The following is a 22,134-nucleotide window of genomic DNA, read 5'->3' as shown; positions in this document are numbered from 1 at the left end:
AAAAGCGTTTCTTAACGCTTTATATCCAGCCTTTTTCTTCTGCCTTGGCAATAGCCTCAATCCGGTTTTTGGCTTCCAGTTTGTTCAAAATTTCGGAGATATAGTTCCGAATAGTTCCATAGGACAGGTGCAAAATGGAGGCGATTTCGCCGGAACTGTTGCCTGCTGCGATCAGGCGCAAAATGTCTTGTTCCCGCTCTGTCAGCGGATTGGCCTCACGGATTGTACCAAACACAAGCTCCGGCGATACTTCGCGCCGACCTTCCATCACGCGTCGGATGGCTTCTGCAAGACGTTCGCTCGGTTCGTCCTTTAACAGGTAGCCTTGAACACCAGCTTGCACGGCTCGCTCGAAGTAACCTGGACGGGCAAAGGTGGTTAGAATGATGACCTTGCAAGGAGAGTCTTTCTGTTTCAACTCTTCGGCAACTTCAAGTCCGCTCATTACCGGCATTTCGATGTCCAGCAGGCACACGTCCGGCTTCAGTTGGGTAATTAAAGCCAAAGCTTCGCTGCCATTTCCGGCTTGGCCCACAACCTGAATATCCTCTTCAAAATTGAGCAGCAGAGCCAGTGCGCCGCGCAGCATTCGCTGGTCTTCTGCAATCAGTACGCGGATGCTCAACCGGCTTCACACTCCTTCTGGTTCGTAATTATAATCGGGACCCGTATAGTAAGAAGGGCGCCCTCCTCAGCAGTGATGTCCATCGTCCCACCGATGAGCGCAAGACGTTCAGTCATACCTTTCAGTCCATTTGTATCTCTTGTAGATCGTGTTGTAGTCATCGTTGAAACGCCAATTCCGTCATCTTTTACTGACAGAACCCATTCACTTTCAGACTGTTCAAAGCGAACATGACATTTGGAGGCCTGGCTGTGCTTCACTATATTGGTGATCGCTTCACGCAAACAGAGGCTCATAATATGATGAGCTGTATCGGTTATGTTTTTAAACTTCGGATGACCTTCGTACGAAAGTTCAATATTTGCGCTTTGCAAAATAACCCGGGCTTCGTTCAGCTCGTCAGTCAGTGTTGCGGTGCGCATATCAGACACAAGCTCACGTACCTGGCGAAGGGCAGCACGAGAGGTATTTTGAATTTCCCGGGCCTCTAGTCTGGCCTGCTCTGCATCTACATCCACGAGCTTTTCTACCAGCTGGCTCTTCAATGTGATCAGTGACAGGGTATGACCGAGCGTATCGTGTAAATCTCTTGCGATTCTCGTTCGCTCTTCACTTTTAACCAGACTTCGAATCTGTTCATTCGCGTCCTCCAGCTGTTCCTCCAGCTTTTGTCTGCTTATCATGGACCGGATTGCGAAGGGAGACAGCAACATTATGATGATAAAGGGGAGCAAGTATATCAGATCTTGCATAGAAATTTGGTCGATATGATAGATAATGGGGACGGACTCCACCAGCACGAATAAAATATAAACGGTTATAAAATTCCGCTTTTCCGAATACCAACCGATAAAATTGGCCGTGAAAAAGCCCATAAACAAGTAAGTGCCACCATACCCCATGCAAAAAATAAAAATAATAAGCATTTGAAGCAATAGCCAATAAAAGAAAGACCGTTTTCCCTCAGCGAAAAAAAGCTGCCGATAGGTAATAACAAACAGGCTGATCATGGCATACCCGAGATAAAGCTTCCAGCCTGTTTCATGGGTTATCAATTGATAGAGCGGCAAGCTCAAGTAAAGCAGCCAGAAATAGGGGGAAAGTCCTAATTGGCGCGGAAATATTTGAAACTTTGCGGATTTCATTCACCATCATCCTAACGCTGCTTGTTGTTTTTTGCGGATATAGGTGGATATTACCATAAATAACGCTAAATAGCCTATTAAAAGTACGACAGATTTCAACTCAGGCACGTTTCCACGAATGATTTCCCATCCTCCGCTTGCAAAATGATATGCCGGAAGCCATTTCCCCACAGCCTGAAGGAAGCCTGGAAGTATCTCCATCGGCATCCACATGCCTCCCGTAAGAGCGAGAGCCAAATAAATGCCATTGCTTACACCACTGGCTGTATCGACACGTTTCATCGTTCCGATCAACGTGCCGACTGCGAGAAACGGAGCGCAGGCAATCATGATCCATAAACCGCTAGTGATCCATTGCCATGCGGTCATTTGAACGCCGTTGATCAGGTAACCTGCCATAAATATAACGATGATCGAGAGTAGATGCATAACGGACTGGCCGAACATTTTTCCGAAGAAATAGATACTTCCCGGCAAAGGTGTAATCCGCATGTAGGCAGACCATCCTAGCGTGCGCTCCTGTACAATCCGGATGCCCATCGTCATGATCGCTGAGCCCATCACGCTAAAGGTCGTCATCGAGATCAGGTAATGTGCCTGCCACAAGGCTGCGTTCGGCATTCCCGTATTGACTACTCGGGTAAAGATGAAATAGAACAGGATCGGCATGGCCAGCGACCAAAATATGAAATAAGGGTTGCGCGCAATGCGCAGCAGTTCCATTTTACATTGAAGATATATAAGACGTCCCATCGTTAAACAGCCTCCTCTTCTCGCTTCGTCAGTTGATCAAATGCTTCATCAAGACTGCCCTGGTCAACGCTTATATCACGGACGGTTAATCCTTCTCTTATAATAGCTGCCAACACTTGATCGGTATTTTCTGCAATGACATGTATTCGGCCATGCTCTTCAAATACTTTTGCTGCTCCCGGAATGTTGTTAAGTTGGTCTTTGATATGTTGAAGTCCGGCTTCAGCGATAAAGGAGACCGAACGCTTCGTCAACTTTGTTTTGATTTCCTCCGGTTTGCCGTCAGCGGCGATACTTCCGTTATGGATCAAAATAATTCGGTCGGCCATATCATCGGCCTCCTGCAGATAATGGGTAGTGAACAGGATGGTTTTGCCTTGATTCGCAAGCTCACGAACCGTTCGCCAAAATAAACGCCGCGCGGCCGTGTCCAGCCCGACGGTTGGTTCATCAAAGAAAAGAAGCTCTGGATTTCCAGCCAGTGCCAATGCGAAGCTTAGCTTCCGCTTTTGTCCTCCGGACATTTTGGTCGCATGCTTGTTCAGCTCTTCATCGGTCAGACCCGACAACTTCTGCAGTTTGGGTATGTCCATCGGCTCCGGATAGTAGCCCCGAATGAGATTCAGAATCTCCCTTGCTTTGAGTCCGTCCATGACACTGACATCTTGCAGCATTGCGCCAATTTTTTCTTTAACTTTTCGGTCTTTCGGGCTTCTGCCGAACAATGAAACGTTTCCTTCACTCGGTTCAAGCAGCCCCAGCATAATCGAGATAGTTGTCGATTTTCCAGCTCCATTAGGGCCTAAAATCGCTGTAATCGAACCTTTTTCAATCGTAAATGAAATGTTGTTGACCGCTTTCTTGGATTTGAATGATTTGGTGATGTATGCAAGCTCTGCAATAGGCTCGTTCAGCTGTTTAACCATACTTTTAAAGCACCTCCAAAATTTCCTTGAGTTAAGCATATCCGTGAACGTGAAGGTTGGTTAGTAAAGGTTGTCATGATTTTGAGATGACAATTGTCATCTTTAGCATGAAACAGCTTTATGTTGTGCAACATAAGGATGCTAAAACGTGCTAAAACGCCAACAATCAAAGCTTTGACCGTTTATATACTGTCAAATCGTGTAATTATTTCATATACATTTATAAAATGTCCGGTATATATCTCGATATATCACCGGGCATTTTTATAGACATAAGGAAGGAGCAGACAAGTGAAAAAAACATGGTGGAAAGAAAGCGTAGTGTACCAAATCTATCCGATGAGCTTTAAAGATTCGGACGGCGATGGGATCGGAGATCTTCGCGGCATCATTTCCAAGCTGGATTATTTACAGTATCTTGGCGTCAACGTGATATGGATCTGTCCGATTTACAAATCACCGGGTCATGACAACGGTTATGATATTAGCGATTATTGTGCGATCGACAGCCGCTACGGGACGATGGAGGATTTTGATGAGCTTTTGGAGGAAGCACATAAGCACGGGATGAAAATTATGATGGATCTTGTGTTGAATCATACATCTGACGAGCATCCGTGGTTTCTTGAATCGCGTTCTTCCAAACATAATCCGCGGCGGGATTTTTATATATGGCGCAAGGGCAAGAACGGTTCGTATCCAAACAACTGGGAATCGTATTTCAGCGGCTCGGTATGGGAGTACGATGAGAAGACGGATGAGTTTTATTTACACTTGTATGCCAAACAGCAGCCCGATCTGAATTGGGAAAACGATGCGATGATTGAGGAGCTGTACAAAATGATTCGTTGGTGGCTTACCAAAGGTGTTGACGGTTTTCGGTTTGATGCGATTTCACACATCGTCAAGGCAACAGGTTTGCCGGATGCGGATAATCCATATAACCTGCCTGTCGTCCAGGCATATCACCACTTCTCTAACCTAGAGAACGTGCATACACTGCTGAAGAAGCTGAACGAGGAAGTGTTGTTTGAATTCGATATTATGACCGTTGGCGAGACATCAGGGCTTGGACCGGAGCAGGCGCTTGATTATGTTGGCGAGGACCGCAACGAGCTTGATATGGTGTTTCAATTCGAGCATATGTATCTCGATGCTGAATCAGGGGGTACAGGGAAGTGGGACATCCGATCATGGACACTGCTTGAGCTTAAGAAGATCATGAGCAACTGGCAGACCGTTTTGCATGAAAAAGGGTGGAATGCGAATTATTTGAGCAACCATGATCAGCCAAGGCCGGTATCAAGATTCGGAAATGACGGACCTTACCGGGTGCAGTCGGCAAAAATGCTGGCCACGTTCATTCATATGCTGCAAGGAACGCCATATATTTACCAAGGCGAGGAGATCGGGATGACCAACGTGGAGTTTGACTCCATTGAAGATTACCGGGATGTAGAGACGCTGAATTACTACGAACAGGCCAGGCTCCGGGGCCAGCCGGAAGAAACAACGATGAATAGGATTCACAAAAAAAGCCGTGATAACGCTCGTACACCGATGCAGTGGGATGACACTCTTCATGCAGGTTTTACGGAAGGAAAGCCTTGGATGAAGCTTAACAGCAATTACAAGGACATTCATGTGAAGCAGGCTTTGGCGGATCCGGATTCTGTACTTCATTACTATCGCAAGCTGATCGCGATTCGAAAGAAGTGTGAGGCGATTATTTACGGTGATTATAAGCTGCTGCTGCCTCTGGACCCAGAAATTTATGCATTTGTCCGATCAGTCGAGAAGGAGAAGCTGCTGGTGATCCTTAATTTTTTTGATAAGACACCTGTATTTCATTGGCCGGATGAGCTTCAAACAGACGACAAAAAACTGATGATATCCAATTACAAACCACAGTCAGGGGAAGATGTGTACCATTTAACATTACGACCTTACGAGGCGCGTGTGTATTTGCTTGAGAGCAAGACCTGCGGCAAACTCTAGTTTTGTCAGCAGGTGTTTCCTTGAAAGTGCATAAATATAGAAGGTTTTCATGGAATTGCCACATATCGCTGGGTGGTTATTTTTTCCTGACGATATGAGTAAAGATCAACCTGCTTGCTGAAGGCGTAGGCGCTACAAATCAGCAGTATATAAAAGCCTGAGTACACAGTGTTTATATGGGTTTCCAGTCATTCCACACACCTGCCTTATCCCCTTGCTTTCTCTTGACCGAAAGGTTGCCTTCAATTATAGTTGGTACAGTAGGATCATTCTAATTATAGAAGGAAAAAGGTGGCTTGTAACATGTCTGAGAACATCTACGTAGGTGTCGATTTAGGCGGGACCGCAATTAAAGTCGGAATATGCAATGAAGAAGGTCAATTGCTGCAGACTTATGAGGGACCTACGGAAACGTCCAAGGGCGTTGACACGGTGATCGGAAACATCGAGAAATATGTACGTCATATTGTGGAGCAATCCCCATACAGCTGGGAACAGCTTGTAGGCATTGGAGCAGGCGTTGCTGGCTTTACGAACATCCGTGAAGGAATCATTATTTTGGCACCTAACGTAGGATTTAAAGATGTGCCGATTCGTGCGCTGTTAGAAGAGCGCCTTGGCAAGCCAGTTAGAATAGACAATGATGCAAATGTAGCAGCTTTAGGTGAAGCTTGGAGCGGCGCAGGACGCGGGGTTGACAACTGTGTTTGCTATACGCTTGGCACAGGTGTAGGCGGCGGAATTATCATTAATGGAAAAATTTATCAGGGATTCGGCGGTATGGCTGGGGAGCTCGGTCACATTACCGTGGTGCCTGATCTGGAAGCCATCCAATGTGGATGCGGCAAAATGGGCTGCCTGGAGACCGTTTCTTCCGCAACAGGTATTATTCGTATGGCCAAAGATGCAGTAGAGCGCGGAGACCGCACTTCACTGGCGCTTGTTAACAACATTGCGGCTAAGGAAGTGTTCGATGCTGCGAAAGCCGGTGACGAAGTAGCTCTTCGGATCGTAAATCGCGCGGCTTACTACCTTGGAAAGTCGATGGCATCGGTTGCGGCTGTACTTAACCCGGAAGTGTTTATCATTGGCGGAGGAGTCTCCAAAGCCGGCGACATTCTGTTTAATGAAGTTCGTTCTGTATTTAGCAAGCTGACACCGGAGCCGTTGCAGCGTGGAGTACGTATTGTACCCGCAGAGCTGGGTAATGATGCTGGCGTTGTTGGTGCAGCGGGTCTTCATTTGCGCTCTTAACAGTAAGCAACGACATCGTTGTCCTTTTAAAATCAATTTAATGGCGAATTGAAGACATATACTTACATGGGAGGGGAAGCGATGCTGGAAGCAAACGATCGCAGTACGACAACATCAATGGCCACCCTAATCATTATTACTGGTATGTCGGGAGCCGGAAAGACACTCGCGGTACAAAGTCTGGAGGATCTCGGGTTCTTCTGTGTCGATAACCTGCCGCCAGTGCTCATCCCTAAATTTGCAGAGCTTATTGATCAATCGAAAGGTAAGATCGGCAAAATTGCACTTGTCATCGATTTAAGGGGGCGGGAGTTTTTTACCGCCTTGTCAGAATCGCTGAACTTTATTAAGGATCACTTCACGATTAATTGTGAGATTCTGTTTTTGGATGCAACGGATTCCGTACTCGTGCAGCGTTACAAAGAAAGTCGTCGTCGCCATCCGCTAGCTCCAGAAGGTATGCCGCTTGACGGAATTCGTCTGGAACGAAAAATGCTCGAGGAACTGAAAAATTCAGCAACACAGGTTATCGATACAAGCAATATGAAGCCGGCGAAATTGAAGGAAAAAATCATCTCCCGCTATACCCATATGGAAACCAATATTTTGTCAGTGAATATTACATCTTTTGGTTTTAAATATGGAATACCTATTGATGCTGACCTGGTGTTTGACGTTCGTTTTTTGCCGAATCCTCATTATGTGGAAAACCTTCGTCCTCATACAGGTCAAAACAGTGATGTATATGAATATGTGATGAAATGGCCAGAAACACAGGCTTTTCTAACGAAGCTTCTAGATATGCTTCATTTCCTTATTCCGCATTACCGGAAAGAAGGAAAGAGCCAGGTAATTATCGGTATCGGCTGTACAGGCGGCAAGCATCGATCCGTTGCAATTGCAGAGTATCTTGGAAAAATGCTTGGCGTAAGTGAGACAGAAGCGGTATCGGTCAGCCACCGTGATTCTGACAGGGATCGGCATTAGGCTTAATAGAGGGAAGTGATATAACGTGGCTGAACAAGCTAGTAAGCGCCCTCGCATTGTCGTGATGGGTGGAGGAACTGGGCTATCCGTCATGCTGCGCGGCTTGAAGGAAAAACCTCTGGACATTACGGCGATTGTAACTGTCGCGGACGATGGAGGAAGTTCCGGAATTCTACGTAATGAACTGCAAATGCCTCCTCCGGGAGATATCCGAAATGTAGTAACAGCGCTCGCTGACGTAGAACCGCTGTTATCCGATATATTGAAATACCGCTTTAGTACCGGCTCAGGACTGGCGGGGCATAGCCTCGGCAATTTAATCCTGGCTGCCATGACGGATATTCACGGTGATTTTGTCACGGCGGTTAAGGAGATGAGCCGGGTTTTTGTTGTTCGCGGACAGGTTCTGCCTGCATCGGGCGAGGCCGTTATTTTAAATGCAGAAATGGAAGACGGCACGATCGTCTCTGGCGAATCGAAAATTCCGGAATCCGGACGACGTATCAAACGGGTTTTTCTTGAACCCGAAGATGTAGAGGCGCTGCCTGAAGCGCTGGAAGCTATTCAGCAGGCCGATGCAATATTGATCGGGCCAGGCAGCTTGTATACCAGTATTTTGCCTAATCTTCTCGTCCCTAAGCTGGCGGAAGCTATTGTAGCTTCCGATGCGATCAAAATATTTGTATGTAATGTAATGACACAACCGGGGGAGACTGATAACTATAAAGTTAGTGATCATTTGCAAGCCATATATGACCATATTGGACTTCACTTGTTTGATTATGTGATTGTGAATGATGGCGAGATTCCCCCGCAAGTGCAGCAAAAATACGCCGAAAAGGGTGCAAAGCCTGTTCAGCTCGACCGGGATGAAGTGATGAGCCGGGGATACAAGTTGATTGCAGATAAGCTGGTGCTTTTTCGCACATACTTACGGCATGATGCTCACAAGCTGAGTAATCATATTTTCCAATTGGTGCAAGATTGGATGTTACGAAAGAGGTGAGACCCTTGTCATTTGCGGCACAAACGAAGAAAGAGCTAACGATGGTCGAAAGCCAAAACTGTTGTGAAAAAGCCGAATTGTCCGCACTGATCCGGATGAACGGAACGGTTCAGGTTTCGAGCAAAAAAATTGTGCTGGATATTTCGACGGAAAATGCCGCGATCGCAAGGCGCATTTATTCCTTAATTAAAAAGCATTTCCAGGCGCATACGGAACTTTTAGTGCGTAAAAAAATGCGTTTGAAGAAGAATAACGTATATATCGTTCGCATTCCCGCCCGGGTTCAGGAAATACTTAAGGAACTTAGGATTGTATCCGAAGGTTTTCTGTTTTTGCCCCGGATCGATGAGGAAATTGTGCGAAAAAACTGCTGCAAAAGGGCTTATCTACGCGGCTCTTTTATGGCCGGAGGGTCTGTTAACAATCCTGAGGGCTCATCGTATCACTTGGAGATCGCCTCCATGTATGAGGAGCATTGTAAGGCGCTGGTTGACCTTGCGAATGAATTCCATCTGAATGCGCGCTGTATCGAGCGCAAGAAGGGGTTTATCCTTTATATCAAGGAAGGCGAGAAAATTATCGAGTTCCTCAACCTGATCGGTGCACACCAGGCTTTGTTTAAGTTTGAGGATGTCCGCATTATGCGTGACATGCGCAACTCCGTCAACCGGATTGTCAACTGCGAAACCGCTAACCTAAACAAAACGATCGGTGCAGCTGTACGGCAGATTGAGAACATCAAGCTGCTGGAAAAGGAAATCGGTCTTGAGAGCTTGCCGGACAAGCTTCGTGAAGTGGCTGAAGTTCGTCTTGCTCATCCCGATATGAATTTGAAGGAAGTCGGGGAAATGCTTAAAGAAAAGGTTAGTAAATCCGGGGTAAATCACCGTCTTCGTAAAATCGATGAAATGGCTGAAAAGCTCCGAAACAGTTAAGATTTTTTTATTCTAGTGTCCTGTATGGTAAAATGGTATAATATTATAAAATAGTATCGTTTTCCAATGTTATAAGATTTCATAATAGGGGGTAAACTTTCCATGACAAAGCACCCGGTAGTCGTTCGGTTGAAAACGGGTCTTCATGCTAGACCGGCCGCTCTGTTCGTTCAAGAAGCGAATAAATACTCATCAGAAATTTTCGTGGAAAAGGATGACAAAAAAGTAAACGCAAAAAGTATCATGGGAATTATGAGCCTCGCCATAAGCTCAGGTACTGAGGTTTACATTAGCGCTGAAGGCGCAGACGCTGAACAAGCGGTTACCTCTTTAGTGAGTTTGGTTAGCAAAGAAGAATTAGAAAACCAATAAAATTCTATACGTATGTATAGAGGAAGCCTTGGCAACAAGGCTTTTTTAATATGTAAAAATAAAAATGGAATGAGCCTGTACAAACGGGGTAAGGGTCCACCCAACTTTTTTTGTTTTCCCTTCAGATGGTTGCAACATTTTCCAGCTAAAGACCGTTTGAAAATTAAAGGCAAGCTAATTGCACTGTCAAATTTAAGGAGGGCAACAAAAATGAACGTATGGGCTAAGCGTTTGGGAGCGATGATGATTGCGAGTGCGATGCTAACGGGTACTTCATTGTGGACAGGGGGGCTCGGAGCAGGGGAAGTTCACGCTGCGGAATCGGTACAGCAGAACCGAATCGCGGTACTTGGCAAAGGTGAACTTTCAGTGAAGCCGGATATCGTATATCTTTCGATCGGTGTGGAATCATTTGCAGAAACCGCAAAATCTGCTCAGAAAAGCACAGCACAAAAAATAGCCAAGGTTAATCAATTGCTGACAAAGACCTGGAAAATCGATGAGAAAGATATCAAGACGGTCGAGTTTTACGTTCAGCCGAATTATTCTTACAGTGAAAAAGAAGGGCGAAAAGTACAAAATTACAGTGCTAACCACACGCTTGAAGTCACAATGCGTGACTTGAGTAAAGTCGGTGAACTGCTCGATGCTGCAGCAGAAGCCGGGGCCAATAATATCGGCAATGCGCGGTTTTCCGTTGAAAATCGAGATGCTTACGAAGCTCAAGTCATTGAGAAAGCCATGGCAAATGCAGAACTCAAAGCACAGGCCATTGCAAAAGCTTCCAAGCGTCAGCTGGGGGCTGTTGTCAATGTAGCACAGGATCAGGCTCTAAACGTTGATTTGTTCAGTATGGGTAATATGGCAACGGCTGAAGCGAAAATGGATCAGGCTTCAACATCGGTCAAACCAGGAGAAATCAAACTTACTACACAGCTGTATGTTCAGTATGAGATGAAGTAAAATATACCTGTCAATTGATGCTTATCAATTCATACAGAATAACATCCGAAACCGTTCAATCCGCGTGCGATGCGGATAGGAACGGTTTTGTTTTTTCTTACACATTTCGCCCTGTATGGTCGCAATTTACAAAATATAGATTGTGCAAAACCTTCCGCTGTCGAATTACACAGAAAAGTGTTGTGTATAGGGACAAAACAAGGTATAGTGAATATGCAAAAAACTGAAGTTTGTTCTGACGGATAAGCCATACCAATGGATATGGCTTTTTTTTCTTAAATTATAGGAAAGACTAATACCATTAACCGTAAGGGGATGATGATGCATATGATTGAACTTGTCCAGGTGGAAAAACAGTTTCAAGGACAATCGGTCGTGCATCCGCTGTCGCTCTCCATTAAGGAAGGGGAATTCCTGACTTTGCTGGGCCCCAGCGGCTGCGGCAAGACGACAATCCTCCGAATGATTGCAGGATTCGAACAGCCAACGGAAGGGGAAGTGTGGCTCGCTGGAGAGAACGTAACGGATACGCCGGCGAACAAACGGGATTTGAATCTCGTATTTCAACATTACGCCCTGTTTCCGCACATGACCGTAAAAGAAAATATAGCCTTTGGATTGAAAATGAAAAAAATGCCTCGTGCACAAATAAAGGAACGGATAGCGGAAGCGGTAGCGATGACACAGCTTACTCCATTGATTGACCGTTATCCGCATCAGCTCTCCGGTGGCCAGCAACAGCGTGTTGCTATAGCCAGGGCGATCGCAAACAAGCCAAAGGTGCTGCTGCTTGATGAGCCGCTTGGTGCACTGGATTTGCAGCTTCGCAAAAATTTGCAGTCTGAGCTGAAACATCTGCAACGTACACTCGGGATTACATTCGTATATGTAACGCATGATCAGGAAGAAGCCATGATGCTCTCTGACCGGATTGTCATCATGAACAATGGACAGGTTGAGCAGATTGGTACGCCGCGAGAAATTTATGCCAGACCGCAGACTTTGTTCGCTGCAACCTTTGTTGGGGAGAACAACATCTTCTCTTCGACCGAAGGGCTTTTTGCTGTGCGCCCTGAAAAGGTCATTCCCGTCCGCGGGCCGGGTGCCAAGGAAACCGGTGTTATTGAAGATATACAGTATCTAGGTAACGTCCATAAGCTGATCGTACAGCTCGATAACGAACCGATGAAGGTGACCGTTGCGCTGGATTTTACGGATGATGAATTTTGGGAAGTCGGTGAAAAAATTGGACTGACCTGGGACGCAAGGGATGAGGTAGGTATCGGCTTATGAGAAAGTCTAAACTCCTTCTGATTCCCGTTCTGTTCTGGTTATCCTTATTTCTGATCATCCCGATGATTATCGTGATAGGGATCTCGTTTCTACAGCGTGATGTGCAGGGAAACCTCGTCTTTACATTCAGTCTGGAAGCGTATAAGACGTTTTTCGACCCGCTCTATCTCGGGATTTATTGGGAAACGATCGTTCTGTCAGTGCTCACTACACTGATTTGTCTGATTGTCAGTTATCCTCTGGCTTACTATATAGCCAACGCATCCCCGCGTATCCAGGCGTGGGGGTTGATTCTGGTTACTGTACCGTTTTGGATCAATTTTCTGATTCGTACGTATGCCTGGGTGCTGCTGCTGCGGACGCAGGGAGTTGTGAATACTTTTCTGATCAATCTGGGCTGGATTGACCAGCCTTTACAATTGCTGTACACCAAAGGTGCGGTACTTCTGGGGATGGTATATAACTTCATACCATTTATGGTGCTGCCGATTTATGTGGCGTTGGAGCAGATGGACAAGCGTCTCTTGGATGCAGCAAGCGATCTGGGCGCCTCCCGTTGGAAAGCGTTCCGTCATATTACGCTGCCTCAGAGCAAATCCGGCATTATGACCGGATCGGTCCTGGTCTATGTTTCTGTGACAGGGATGTTTGTCGTGACAGATATTTTGGGTGGTGCTAAATCGCCTATCATTAGTAACATTATACAGCAACAGTTTCTGGGAGCGCGGAATTGGCCCTTCGGTGCTGCGTTATCGGTTATTTTCGTCATTACTTCGCTAGTGCTGATTGTTTTGTTTAATCGGGCCATGCAAGCCCGCCATCAACGTGTGAAGGAGGGGAGAGCATGAAAAAACGAAGTCACCCTCTGCTTGGAATTCACTCATTCCTGATGATGGCGTTTATCTATGTGCCGATCATGATCATCATCATTTTTTCCGTTAATGATACAAAGCTTAGCGGTAATTGGGAAGGCTTTACGTTGGACTGGTATGTATCACTGTTCAACAACAGATATGTTATGGAAGCTTTGATGAACAGTTTGACGGTTGCTGTCGTATCGACGTTTTTTTCGACAGTTCTCGGTACAATGGCAGCTTTGTCTCTTCGTAATATAGGCAAAAAGGGCCGCAACAGCATGAACGGTCTTTTGTACCTGCCGGTTATCATACCGGATATAATTATGGGGATATCACTGCTTGTGATGTTCAGTTCTATCGGTATAGAGTCGGGCAAGACGACCATTATTATCGCTCATATCACATTCAGTCTATCCTATGTATATGTCGTCGTGACGGCTCGTTTATCCAATATGGGCAAGCAGCTGGAGGAAGCGGCACATGATCTTGGGGCTACCCGGTGGCAGACGTTTCGTCATGTGACCCTACCGCAGATTTCGCCTGGGATTATCGCCGGGGCTTTAATTGCGTTCACGTTGTCGCTCGATGATTTTATGATCAGCTTTTTTGTAGCCGGTCCGAGCTCTACTACGCTTCCGATTTACATTTATGCCCAGGTGAAGCGAGGGATTTCACCGGAGATCAACGCGCTGTGTACGCTGCTCATTTTTGTAAGTGTGACTCTGATCTTACTCGCTCAATACTTCCTTAACCGAGGCAAGGGTCAGAAGAAGCACAAAACATTGCCGATTTAAGCGGAATTACCGCTTTTCGGATATATATTAATGATTAGAAGAAAGAGAGGAGATAGTGAATTGAAAAGAACGAGATGGACCCGTCTGCTGCTGGCAGGCATGCTTGCTGTGGTGTCGGTAATGGCCTTGACGGCTTGTGGATCTGACAAGGAGACCCTGCATATTTACACTTGGGCTGACAACTTCAACCCAGAGGTAATTCAGGATTTTGAGAAGGAATTCAACGTCAAGGTAACGATTGACAATTACGCGAACAATGAAGACTTGCTGGCGAAGATTAAAGCGGGCGGCAGCGGATATGACTTGATCCAGCCTTCCGATTACATGGTGAAGACCATGATTGATTTGGACTTGCTGGAGCCGCTTGATAAGAATAATATCCCTAACATCGAGAACATAACAGACACATTTATGAACCCGGAGTTTGACCCGGGTAATAAATATTCCATCGTTTATATGACCGGTGTAACGGGAATTGCATATAACAAGAAATACGTCAAAGACGAAATTGACAGCTGGAATGATCTGTGGAACCCGGCTTACAAAGGAAAAGTGCTGCTGCTTGACGACAACCGGGAAATGATTGGCATGGCTCTGAAGAAGCAGGGTAAATCCAATAGCTCTACGGATGAAGCCGAGATTAAAGCAGCGGTGGATGATCTGAAGACATTGCTGCCAAGTGTACTTGCTTTTGATACAGACAATATTAAGCAAAAAATGATTCAGGAGGAAGGCTGGATTGCGACCGTATGGTCTGGTGATGCTTCAATTATCGCAAAAGATAATCCTGATGTAGAATATGTCGTGCCTAAAGAAGGCGGAACGATTTTCTCTGATAATTACGCAATTCCAAAAGGCGCTGAAAATAAGGAACTGGCCGAAAAGTTTATCAACTACACGCTTGATCCGAAAGTGAGCGCTAAAAACTATGAATACATTGGCTACAGCAATCCGAACGCAAAAGCGATGGAGTTTCATAGTGAGGAATACCGCAGTGACAAGATGATCAATTTAACCGAAGAAGAGCTTAGCCGTACGGAATGGCTTAGTGATGTCGGTGCATCCCTGCAATTTTATGACCGCTATTGGACAGAACTTAAGAGCGGGGGATAGGTTTTTATTGCTACGAAAACGGATAGAAGCCTTTCAGTAACTGTATCCATAAACAATTGGAAAAAACGACGCAGCCAGCGCGTGCCGATATGTAATCGGTACGCGCTGTTGGTGTTTTTGGCATTATATTTGGCAGGCGCTTATCCTTATTTTAGTTTCTCAACCTATTGGCTGGCATCAAAATTGTCACCGTAATTGTTACCTCTCTTGCTCTCGTATTTTTTATAATGAAAAAGGAAAATGTAGGGATATCCAGGTCTGGAAGGTGGAGAATAACATGGGCAGCAAACTGAAATGTGGTGCAGCAATTATAGCGGCAGGCGTATTATTGGGCAGCTTTGGCTTCAACGGACAATTGGTAAATGCAGACGCATCGAAAATGAAAGTGAATGAAGTAGCTCAAAAGTCTGCTGTGGCGGAAGTAACTTTGAAGTGGAATGGCAGGGTATTGCCCCACAAGGCAATGCTCGATCATGGCGCTGCCTTTGTACCAGCAACAGCGATTAGGGATGTGATGGGGATTCCCTTAAAATATGATGCGAAAAGCAGAACCTACACTTTTGGCAAAGGCTATAATAAACTTCAGGCAACGGTTTATGCGGATAATGAAGTCGGTTTAACCGTCAACGGATATTATGTGGGGGAGTCGGGAGGTCAGGTTGTAAATGGCCGTTTGTATATCCCTTATCAAATATTGAATGAGTATATGGGAGTTCAGGGTCAGTGGAATCCTTCCCAGAAAACATTGAGCATGACTTCGAAGAAGCAAAATCCGATTACGATCGAATCGGACACGTTAAAAAAACAAGTTCTAAATGTTGAAGCTGTTGTTAACTATCCGGTGATCAGTGGATTTGAGAATAAAGAGGCTCAAACCGCAATCAACAATGTACTGAGGAAGAATGCTGAAGATATGATTGCCGAAGCTCAAGAAATTCTTAGCGAGCAGCCTGCTTTCGGTTATCATTCTCCGTATGTGTATGTAGGTGATTTTGTCATTCATTATAATGCAAAAGATATACTGAGTCTCACGACGTACAGATATACCTATACCGGAGGAGCTCACGGCATGACTTATCGCAAAAGCTTTACATTTTCATTAAAGGATGGAAAGCAGCTTAAGCTTGATGATTTTATTAATACTCAGGGGAAAAGCAAGCAGAAGTTAAATGATTATGTATTGAACCAGCTGCAAAAAAATGAAGGCTATCTCGGTGGATTTGAAAGCGTACCTGCCGATGCAGATTTCTTCCTGAAAGATAATGCAGCCGTTCTTTACTTTCAGTTGTATGAGTATACAGCATATGCCTTTGGTTTTCCTCAAATTGAGTTAAGCTTGAAACAATGGAAATAACAGCTGGATAAAAGCCATTCTGGGCAGCAAATATGGAACTGAACCGCTTCATGTTGATCAGCTTGGTCCATTCAATATTAAAGGGCTACTATCCAAAATTAAAGATAGTAGCCCTTCATTTTTTAAATCATTAAATACCTTGCGGTGGTGTGATTTCCAGTACCTTATCAATGATACCGTACTCTTTAGCTTCGTTGGCTGTCATGAAGTAATCACGATCAGTATCTTTCTCAATACGCTCCAGCGGTTGGCCGGTACGCTCTGCAAGGATATGGTTCAACTTATCGCGCATTTTTAGAATACGACGAGCACGGATTTCAATATCTGTTGCTTGACCTTGTGCTCCGCCCAGCGGCTGATGAATCATAATTTCACTATTCGGCAGCGCGAATCGCTTGCCTTTAGCCCCAGCGTTCAGCAGGAAAGCTCCCATGGATGCAGCCATGCCTACGCAGATCGTAGATACGTCAGGTTTGATAAACTGCATTGTATCAAAAATTGCCATACCAGCAGTGATGGAACCACCAGGGCTGTTAATGTACAGATGGATGTCCTTATCGGGGTCCTCTGCTGTCAAAAACAGCATTTGGGCGATGATGGAATTGGCAATGGTGTCGTTTACGTCGGAGCCGAGGAAGATAATGCGGTCTTTCAGCAGTCTGGAATAAATGTCATATGCGCGCTCCCCGCGATTGCTTTGTTCAACGACCATAGGTATAAAGCTCATTAAATAACCTCCTCTTAAGTGCATTTCCTCATGAATTATAATGTTACCGTATTAACCACATAATAAACAATTTCAAATCAAAAGTCAAAGATAGTCAAACTATTGATGAAAAAAAAGAGCCGTGATAGGCGCTTATGGGTAAAACAGTATATAGAGTTCTGAAAGCAAATGGCGCGCCCGCGAGGAATCGAACCTCGATCTCAGGCTCCGGAGGCCTACGTCATATCCATTGGACCACGGGCGCAAAAATAGCAACGAAGATGATTATACCGCATCTTTTTCTAAAAGACAAGGGAGGCTGTGCAAATTTTCGTATAGATGGGTTCGAAAGTTATAAGCTTTTTTTGTCAAAGATAATAAAAGGGCTCACTTTAAATGAGAAGGTCTTTTCTTTCATCCCGTATATGAAGATGCTCACATTATTCTGATGATGAGAGCCTGATAAATGACAGCTTTTTAACGCCTGAATGAACGGGCAGATATCCATGTATAATAATCCTTTATGCTGAGAAATATACATTCGGAACACTTGCAACCATCATAATTATTGAGTAGAATAATGGTGGGACTCAAAAAGTTTGGATGGGACATTTTGCGACCAAGAAGGAGAGCCAAGACGAAGTTGCAGGAGTGGAAAGCATGCGCAATTTATTAGAATTACAAGAGCTGCTTCTGCCCGATCTCATGGATACTCTCAAACGAAGGTATATGATCCTTCATCAGATCATGCTATCCGGTATTGTAGGGCGCAGGACGCTTGCAGCAGCGATGGACATGACTGAACGTGTGCTTAGGGCCGAAACAGACCTTTTGAAAGCACAGGGGTTGATTGAGATTGAGACAGTTGGGATGAGGGTCAGCAGTGCCGGAAGGCGCCTGCTTGAGCAGCTTGAGCCGGTGATGAAGGACTTGTTCGGACTGGCCGACTTGGAAGAGAAAATCCGTCAGGCTTATGGGCTGCGCAAAGTGGTTATTATCCCGGGGGATAGTGAGTCTTCAACCGATGTGAAACGTGAGCTTGGCAGGGCTGGGGCGAGAACATTACTTAGCTTTGTAAACTGCGGGGATATCATAGCGGTAACGGGTGGGTCGACACTCGCCGAAGTGGCGGAGCAGATGTCACCGCCGCCAACCGGTTTGTTGAAAGGCTCGTGGTTCGTACCTGCAAGGGGCGGTCTGGGTGAGAGCGTGGAAATTCAAGCGAATACGATTGCATCTAAGATGGCCAAGAAGGTAGGAGCGGAATATCGTTTGCTGCATGTGCCTGATTTGCTAAGCGACGATGCCTATCAATCATTAGTTCAGGATCATCATATCCAGGAAATCGTAGATGTCATACGCAGCGCATGTGTGATTGTTCACGGCATCGGAGATGCTATGGAAATGGCTCACCGCCGGAAGCTTGACGAGAAGTCGATTCAAAATCTGAAAGAAGAGGGAGCGATTGCTGAATCGTTCGGCTATTATTTCAGTGAAGAAGGTACAGTCGTTCACAAAATGCTAACCCTTGGGTTAAGGCTTGAGGATATTATGCGGACGGATACGATTATTGGAATTGCAGGTGGACGAAGCAAGGCGAAGGCGATTCACGCCGTATTGAAATTCGGACACGAGGATATTCTTGTTATGGATGAAGCAGCAGCTCTGGAAATTGAGAAAAGGCTTGATCAAACAGCCGATTTGTAAGAACTCTGACATCAAGCATCTGCACTAACTTAGTTGTCTTGACGGGCTTTACGGTCTGTCTTGAATAAATAATAACTTTCACAATATGGAGGGAAATATTCATGGTTAAAGTAGGTATTAACGGTTTTGGACGTATTGGTCGTAACGTGTTCCGCGCAGCGCTGGACAACAAGGATCTTGAAATCGTAGCAATTAACGATTTGACAGACGTACGCACGCTGGCACACCTTTTGAAATATGACACAACTCATGGCAAGCTCGCTGCAACTGTAGAAGCTAAAGAAGGTGCAATTGTAGTTGACGGCCGCGAGATTAAAGTATTTGCAGAGCGCAACCCTGAAGCACTGCCTTGGGGCGATCTTGGCGTGGAAATCGTTGTTGAATCCACTGGTATTTTCACAGCTAAAGAAAAAGCGGAAGCTCACTTGAAAGGCGGCGCGAAGAAAGTTATTATCTCCGCACCTGCTTCTAACGAAGACATCACCATCGTTATGGGTGTTAACGAAGATAAATACGATCCAGCTAACCACAACGTTATTTCTAACGCTTCTTGTACAACAAACTGCTTGGCTCCATTTGCAAAAGTTCTGGACGAGAACTTTGGTATCGTAAAAGGTATGATGACTACTGTTCACTCTTACACGAATGACCAGCAAGTTCTTGACCTGCCGCACAAAGATCTTCGTCGTGCTCGTGCAGCAGCTGAGAACATCATTCCTTCCACAACGGGTGCAGCTAAAGCCGTTAGCTTGGTTCTGCCACAGTTGAAAGGTAAACTGAATGGTATGGCAATGCGTGTACCTACGAAGAACGTTTCTGTAACTGACCTTGTCATTGAAACAGCTAAACCAGTTACCAAAGAAGACGTTAACAATGCACTGAAAGCAGCAGCTAACGGTCCTCTGAAAGGTATTATGAACTACTCCGAAGAGCCGCTCGTATCCAGCGACTACAACACAGATCCGGCTTCTTCCACTATCGATTCTCTGTCCACTATGGTAGTAGGCGACAACATGGTAAAAGTTGTTTCCTGGTATGACAACGAGTGGGGTTACTCCAACCGCGTTGTTGACCTCGTTGTATACATTGCAAACAAAGGTTTGTAATTTCTGATTTACACCATTCATCCGAAGAGGGGTTCCCTGCGGCGCTCCTCTTTGGTTTTGTGAAAATATAAGAAAGTATAGAATTGAATTTTCTACTTGTTATATGTTTTCATGCCAGAGTACTGGGAAGAATAGATAAAAAAACCGGGCTCTAAACATAGAGAGAGCGAGAGCAGCTGTGCTGTCGGCGAGGAGAATAGTTTCTTAGGAGGAACGTGGAGATGAACAAGAAAAGTGTACGTGATGTGGAAGTAAGCGGCAAACGGGTGTTTGTCCGCGTCGATTTCAATGTCCCCCTCGAGGATGGGAAAATTACCGATGATACTCGGATCCGTGAAACCCTGCCGACCATTAAATATTTGGTGGAAAAAGGCGCTAAAGTAATTTTGGCCAGCCATATGGGACGTCCGAAAGGCCAAGTGGTTGAATCCATGCGATTGACGCCTGCAAGCGAACGTTTGTCCGAGCTTCTTGGCAAACCGGTAGCAAAAGCAGACGAAGCTGTAGGGGATGCAGTAAAAGCACAAATTGCCAACATGAAGGACGGAGACGTTCTTGTGCTTGAAAATGTTCGTTTTTATCCTGGTGAAGAGAAAAATGATCCGGAGCTTGCGAAGCAGTTCGCGGAGCTTGCAGATCTGTTTGTGAATGACGCTTTTGGTGCAGCACACCGTGCTCATGCATCAACTGAAGGTATTGCACATTTTCTTCCGGCTGTATCCGGCTTGCTGATGGAGAAAGAACTGTCCGTACTCGGTAAAGCTCTTTCCAATCCGGAGCGTCCGTTTACCGCGATTATTGGCGGTTCGAAGGTAAAAGACAAAATCGATGTGATCAACAATTTGCTTACGCTCGCTGATAACATTCTTATCGGTGGTGGTCTTGCTTACACGTTCTTCAAAGCTCAAGGACATGAAATCGGTCAATCCCTCTGTGATGACTCCAAGCTGGAAGCTTCCCTGGGTTTCATCGAAAAAGCAAAACAATTGGGCAAGAATTTCTATCTTCCGGTAGACGTTGTGGTTTCCGATGATTTCAGTGCTGATGCCAACACGAACATTGTTGATATCGATGCTATTCCTGCTGATTGGGAAGGTGTGGACATCGGTCCGAAAACACGTGAAATCTATGCAGAGGTTATTAAAAACTCGAAGCTTGTCGTATGGAATGGGCCTATGGGCGTATTCGAAATGGATCCGTTCTCTCATGGTACTCGTGAAGTAGCGCAGGCTTGTGCAGACACAGAAGCTTACACGATTATCGGCGGTGGTGATTCCGCAGCAGCTGCAGAGAAATTCAACTTGGCTGACAAGATGAATCACATCTCTACTGGCGGCGGTGCATCTCTTGAGTTTATGGAAGGTAAAGAGCTTCCTGGTGTTGTGGCACTGAACGATAAGTAGTATCTTTATATAGATATAAGAAAGTATAAATTTGAATTTTATACTTGGCTTAAATTGTTCGCAGAAGTAAAGGAGTGAACTTTGTGAGAACACCTATCATAGCTGGTAACTGGAAAATGTTCAAAACTGTTCCGGAAGCTAAAGCATTTTTGGAAGAGGTAAAAGGCAAAGCGGAAATTGAGGGCGTAGAAAGTGTGATTTGTGCACCGTTTACGAACCTCCCAGCGCTTGTTGAAGCTGCTAAAGGCACAAACATCAAGATCGGCGCACAAAACTTGCATTTTGAAGATAATGGCGCGTTTACTGGTGAAATCAGCGGTGTGATGCTTAAAGATCTAGGCGTCGACTATGTCATTATCGGACACTCGGAGCGTCGTCAATATTTTGCTGAAACCGATGAGATTGTGAACAAAAAAGTTCATGCGGCTTTCCGTCATGATCTTACTCCGATTGTATGCGTTGGCGAAAAGCTCGAAGAGCGTGAAGCTGGTCAGACGAAAGACGTTTGCAAAGTGCAGACAGAAGCGGCTTTTGCAGGGATTTCTGCGGATCAGGCTGCTCGCGTTGTTATTGCATACGAACCGATCTGGGCGATTGGAACAGGCAAATCCTCTACAGCACAGGATGCTAACGAAGTTATTTCTTACATCCGTGATCTTGTAAAAGGAATGTACGGTGAAAATGTATCCAATCAAGTACGTATTCAATACGGCGGCAGTGTAAAACCTGAGAATGTAGCTGAGTACATGGGTCAAAGCGACATTGACGGCGCGCTCGTTGGAGGAGCCAGCTTACAGCCGGTCTCTTACATACAGCTCGTTGAGGGGGCGAAGTAAG

Annotated in this window: 21 protein-coding genes and 1 tRNA gene; 16 read left to right on the top strand and 6 right to left on the bottom strand. The window is 45.4% G+C overall.

Features of this window, described 5'->3' with window-relative positions; translation table 11 throughout:
- Positions 1-19: 19 nt before the first annotated feature.
- The 4 genes from C8268_RS20435 to C8268_RS20420 are packed head-to-tail and all read right to left on the bottom strand — an operon-like array spanning position 20 to position 3,449.
- Positions 20-589 (bottom strand): response regulator, encoded by a 570-nt coding sequence (locus C8268_RS20435; RefSeq protein ID WP_234033000.1) that lies wholly within the window; start codon positions 587-589, stop codon positions 20-22.
- A 32-nt stretch (positions 590-621) separates the two neighbouring features.
- Positions 622-1,770 (bottom strand): sensor histidine kinase, encoded by a 1,149-nt coding sequence (locus C8268_RS20430; protein ID WP_106769371.1) that lies wholly within the window; start codon positions 1,768-1,770, stop codon positions 622-624.
- Positions 1,771-1,776: 6 nt separating this feature from the next.
- The gene (locus tag C8268_RS20425) at positions 1,777-2,523 is read right to left on the bottom strand and encodes an ABC transporter permease (RefSeq protein WP_106769370.1); all 747 of its coding nucleotides are present in this window, start codon (positions 2,521-2,523) and stop codon (positions 1,777-1,779) included.
- Between the two features lie 2 nt (positions 2,524-2,525).
- Positions 2,526-3,449, bottom strand: a complete 924-nt coding sequence (locus tag C8268_RS20420) for an ABC transporter ATP-binding protein (RefSeq protein WP_106769369.1) — start codon at positions 3,447-3,449, stop codon at positions 2,526-2,528.
- 291 nt (positions 3,450-3,740) lie between these two features.
- Here C8268_RS20420 and C8268_RS20415 point away from each other — a divergent pair, with 291 nt between their 5' ends.
- The 12 genes from C8268_RS20415 (at position 3,741) to C8268_RS20360 (ending at position 16,375) form a co-directional block, all read left to right on the top strand.
- Positions 3,741-5,447 carry a glycoside hydrolase family 13 protein gene (locus tag C8268_RS20415; RefSeq protein ID WP_106769368.1) on the top strand — a complete coding sequence of 569 codons (1,707 nt, stop codon included), beginning with the start codon at positions 3,741-3,743 and terminating at the stop codon, positions 5,445-5,447.
- A 303-nt stretch (positions 5,448-5,750) separates the two neighbouring features.
- Positions 5,751-6,701, top strand: a complete 951-nt coding sequence (locus tag C8268_RS20410; RefSeq protein ID WP_106769367.1) for an ROK family glucokinase — start codon at positions 5,751-5,753, stop codon at positions 6,699-6,701.
- An 81-nt stretch (positions 6,702-6,782) separates the two neighbouring features.
- Entirely contained in the window at positions 6,783-7,688 is a 906-nt protein-coding gene (gene rapZ, locus C8268_RS20405; protein WP_106769366.1) for an RNase adapter RapZ, read from the top strand.
- A gap of 64 nt (positions 7,689-7,752) precedes the next feature.
- Positions 7,753-8,694 (top strand): gluconeogenesis factor YvcK family protein, encoded by a 942-nt coding sequence (locus C8268_RS20400; RefSeq protein WP_199794996.1) that lies wholly within the window; start codon positions 7,753-7,755, stop codon positions 8,692-8,694.
- 5 nt (positions 8,695-8,699) lie between these two features.
- Positions 8,700-9,629, top strand: coding sequence for a DNA-binding protein WhiA (gene whiA / locus C8268_RS20395; protein ID WP_106769364.1), 930 nt, complete (start codon positions 8,700-8,702; stop codon positions 9,627-9,629).
- Between the two features lie 102 nt (positions 9,630-9,731).
- Positions 9,732-10,001: an HPr family phosphocarrier protein gene (locus C8268_RS20390; RefSeq protein ID WP_106769363.1), complete on the top strand. Its 270-nt coding sequence runs from the start codon at positions 9,732-9,734 to the stop codon at positions 9,999-10,001.
- Between the two features lie 210 nt (positions 10,002-10,211).
- Positions 10,212-10,964, top strand: a complete 753-nt coding sequence (locus C8268_RS20385) for an SIMPL domain-containing protein (protein ID WP_106769362.1) — start codon at positions 10,212-10,214, stop codon at positions 10,962-10,964.
- A 321-nt stretch (positions 10,965-11,285) separates the two neighbouring features.
- Positions 11,286-12,257 (top strand): ABC transporter ATP-binding protein, encoded by a 972-nt coding sequence (locus C8268_RS20380; protein WP_106769361.1) that lies wholly within the window; start codon positions 11,286-11,288, stop codon positions 12,255-12,257.
- Positions 12,254-13,105 carry an ABC transporter permease gene (locus C8268_RS20375; protein ID WP_106769360.1) on the top strand — a complete coding sequence of 284 codons (852 nt, stop codon included), beginning with the start codon at positions 12,254-12,256 and terminating at the stop codon, positions 13,103-13,105. Before C8268_RS20380 ends, C8268_RS20375 begins: the two co-directional genes overlap by 4 nt.
- On the top strand, positions 13,102-13,908 hold the full coding sequence (locus tag C8268_RS20370; protein ID WP_106769359.1) for an ABC transporter permease: 807 nt from the start codon (positions 13,102-13,104) through the stop codon (positions 13,906-13,908). The genes C8268_RS20375 and C8268_RS20370 overlap by 4 nt, the downstream gene beginning before the upstream one ends.
- 60 nt (positions 13,909-13,968) lie before the next feature.
- Complete coding sequence (locus C8268_RS20365) at positions 13,969-15,021, top strand: ABC transporter substrate-binding protein (protein WP_106769358.1); 1,053 nt, start codon at positions 13,969-13,971, stop codon at positions 15,019-15,021.
- A 277-nt stretch (positions 15,022-15,298) separates the two neighbouring features.
- Entirely contained in the window at positions 15,299-16,375 is a 1,077-nt protein-coding gene (locus tag C8268_RS20360) for a PdaC/SigV domain-containing protein (protein WP_106769357.1), read from the top strand.
- 130 nt (positions 16,376-16,505) lie between these two features.
- Here the strand turns inward: C8268_RS20360 and clpP are convergent, their stop codons facing one another.
- Positions 16,506-17,102 carry an ATP-dependent Clp endopeptidase proteolytic subunit ClpP gene (clpP, locus tag C8268_RS20355; RefSeq protein WP_106769356.1) on the bottom strand — a complete coding sequence of 199 codons (597 nt, stop codon included), beginning with the start codon at positions 17,100-17,102 and terminating at the stop codon, positions 16,506-16,508.
- A 169-nt stretch (positions 17,103-17,271) separates the two neighbouring features.
- Positions 17,272-17,346, bottom strand: a tRNA-Arg gene (locus C8268_RS20350).
- Between the two features lie 395 nt (positions 17,347-17,741).
- Here C8268_RS20350 and C8268_RS20345 point away from each other — a divergent pair.
- The 4 genes from C8268_RS20345 to tpiA all read left to right on the top strand — a co-directional run bounded on the left by C8268_RS20345 (position 17,742) and on the right by tpiA (position 22,133).
- Positions 17,742-18,788: a sugar-binding transcriptional regulator gene (locus C8268_RS20345; protein ID WP_106770045.1), complete on the top strand. Its 1,047-nt coding sequence runs from the start codon at positions 17,742-17,744 to the stop codon at positions 18,786-18,788.
- A gap of 101 nt (positions 18,789-18,889) precedes the next feature.
- Positions 18,890-19,894, top strand: coding sequence for a type I glyceraldehyde-3-phosphate dehydrogenase (gene gap, locus C8268_RS20340; protein WP_106769355.1), 1,005 nt, complete (start codon positions 18,890-18,892; stop codon positions 19,892-19,894).
- A gap of 221 nt (positions 19,895-20,115) precedes the next feature.
- Positions 20,116-21,297, top strand: coding sequence for a phosphoglycerate kinase (locus C8268_RS20335; RefSeq protein ID WP_106769354.1), 1,182 nt, complete (start codon positions 20,116-20,118; stop codon positions 21,295-21,297).
- Between the two features lie 83 nt (positions 21,298-21,380).
- The gene (gene tpiA, locus C8268_RS20330; RefSeq protein ID WP_106769353.1) at positions 21,381-22,133 is read left to right on the top strand and encodes a triose-phosphate isomerase; all 753 of its coding nucleotides are present in this window, start codon (positions 21,381-21,383) and stop codon (positions 22,131-22,133) included.
- Position 22,134: the final 1 nt, after the last annotated feature.

Source organism: Paenibacillus faecalis (assembly GCF_900289175.1).
GTDB classification, from domain to species: Bacteria; Bacillota; Bacilli; order Paenibacillales; family Paenibacillaceae; genus Paenibacillus_AQ; species Paenibacillus_AQ faecalis.
This window is presented reverse-complemented; position numbering and strand designations above follow the sequence as displayed.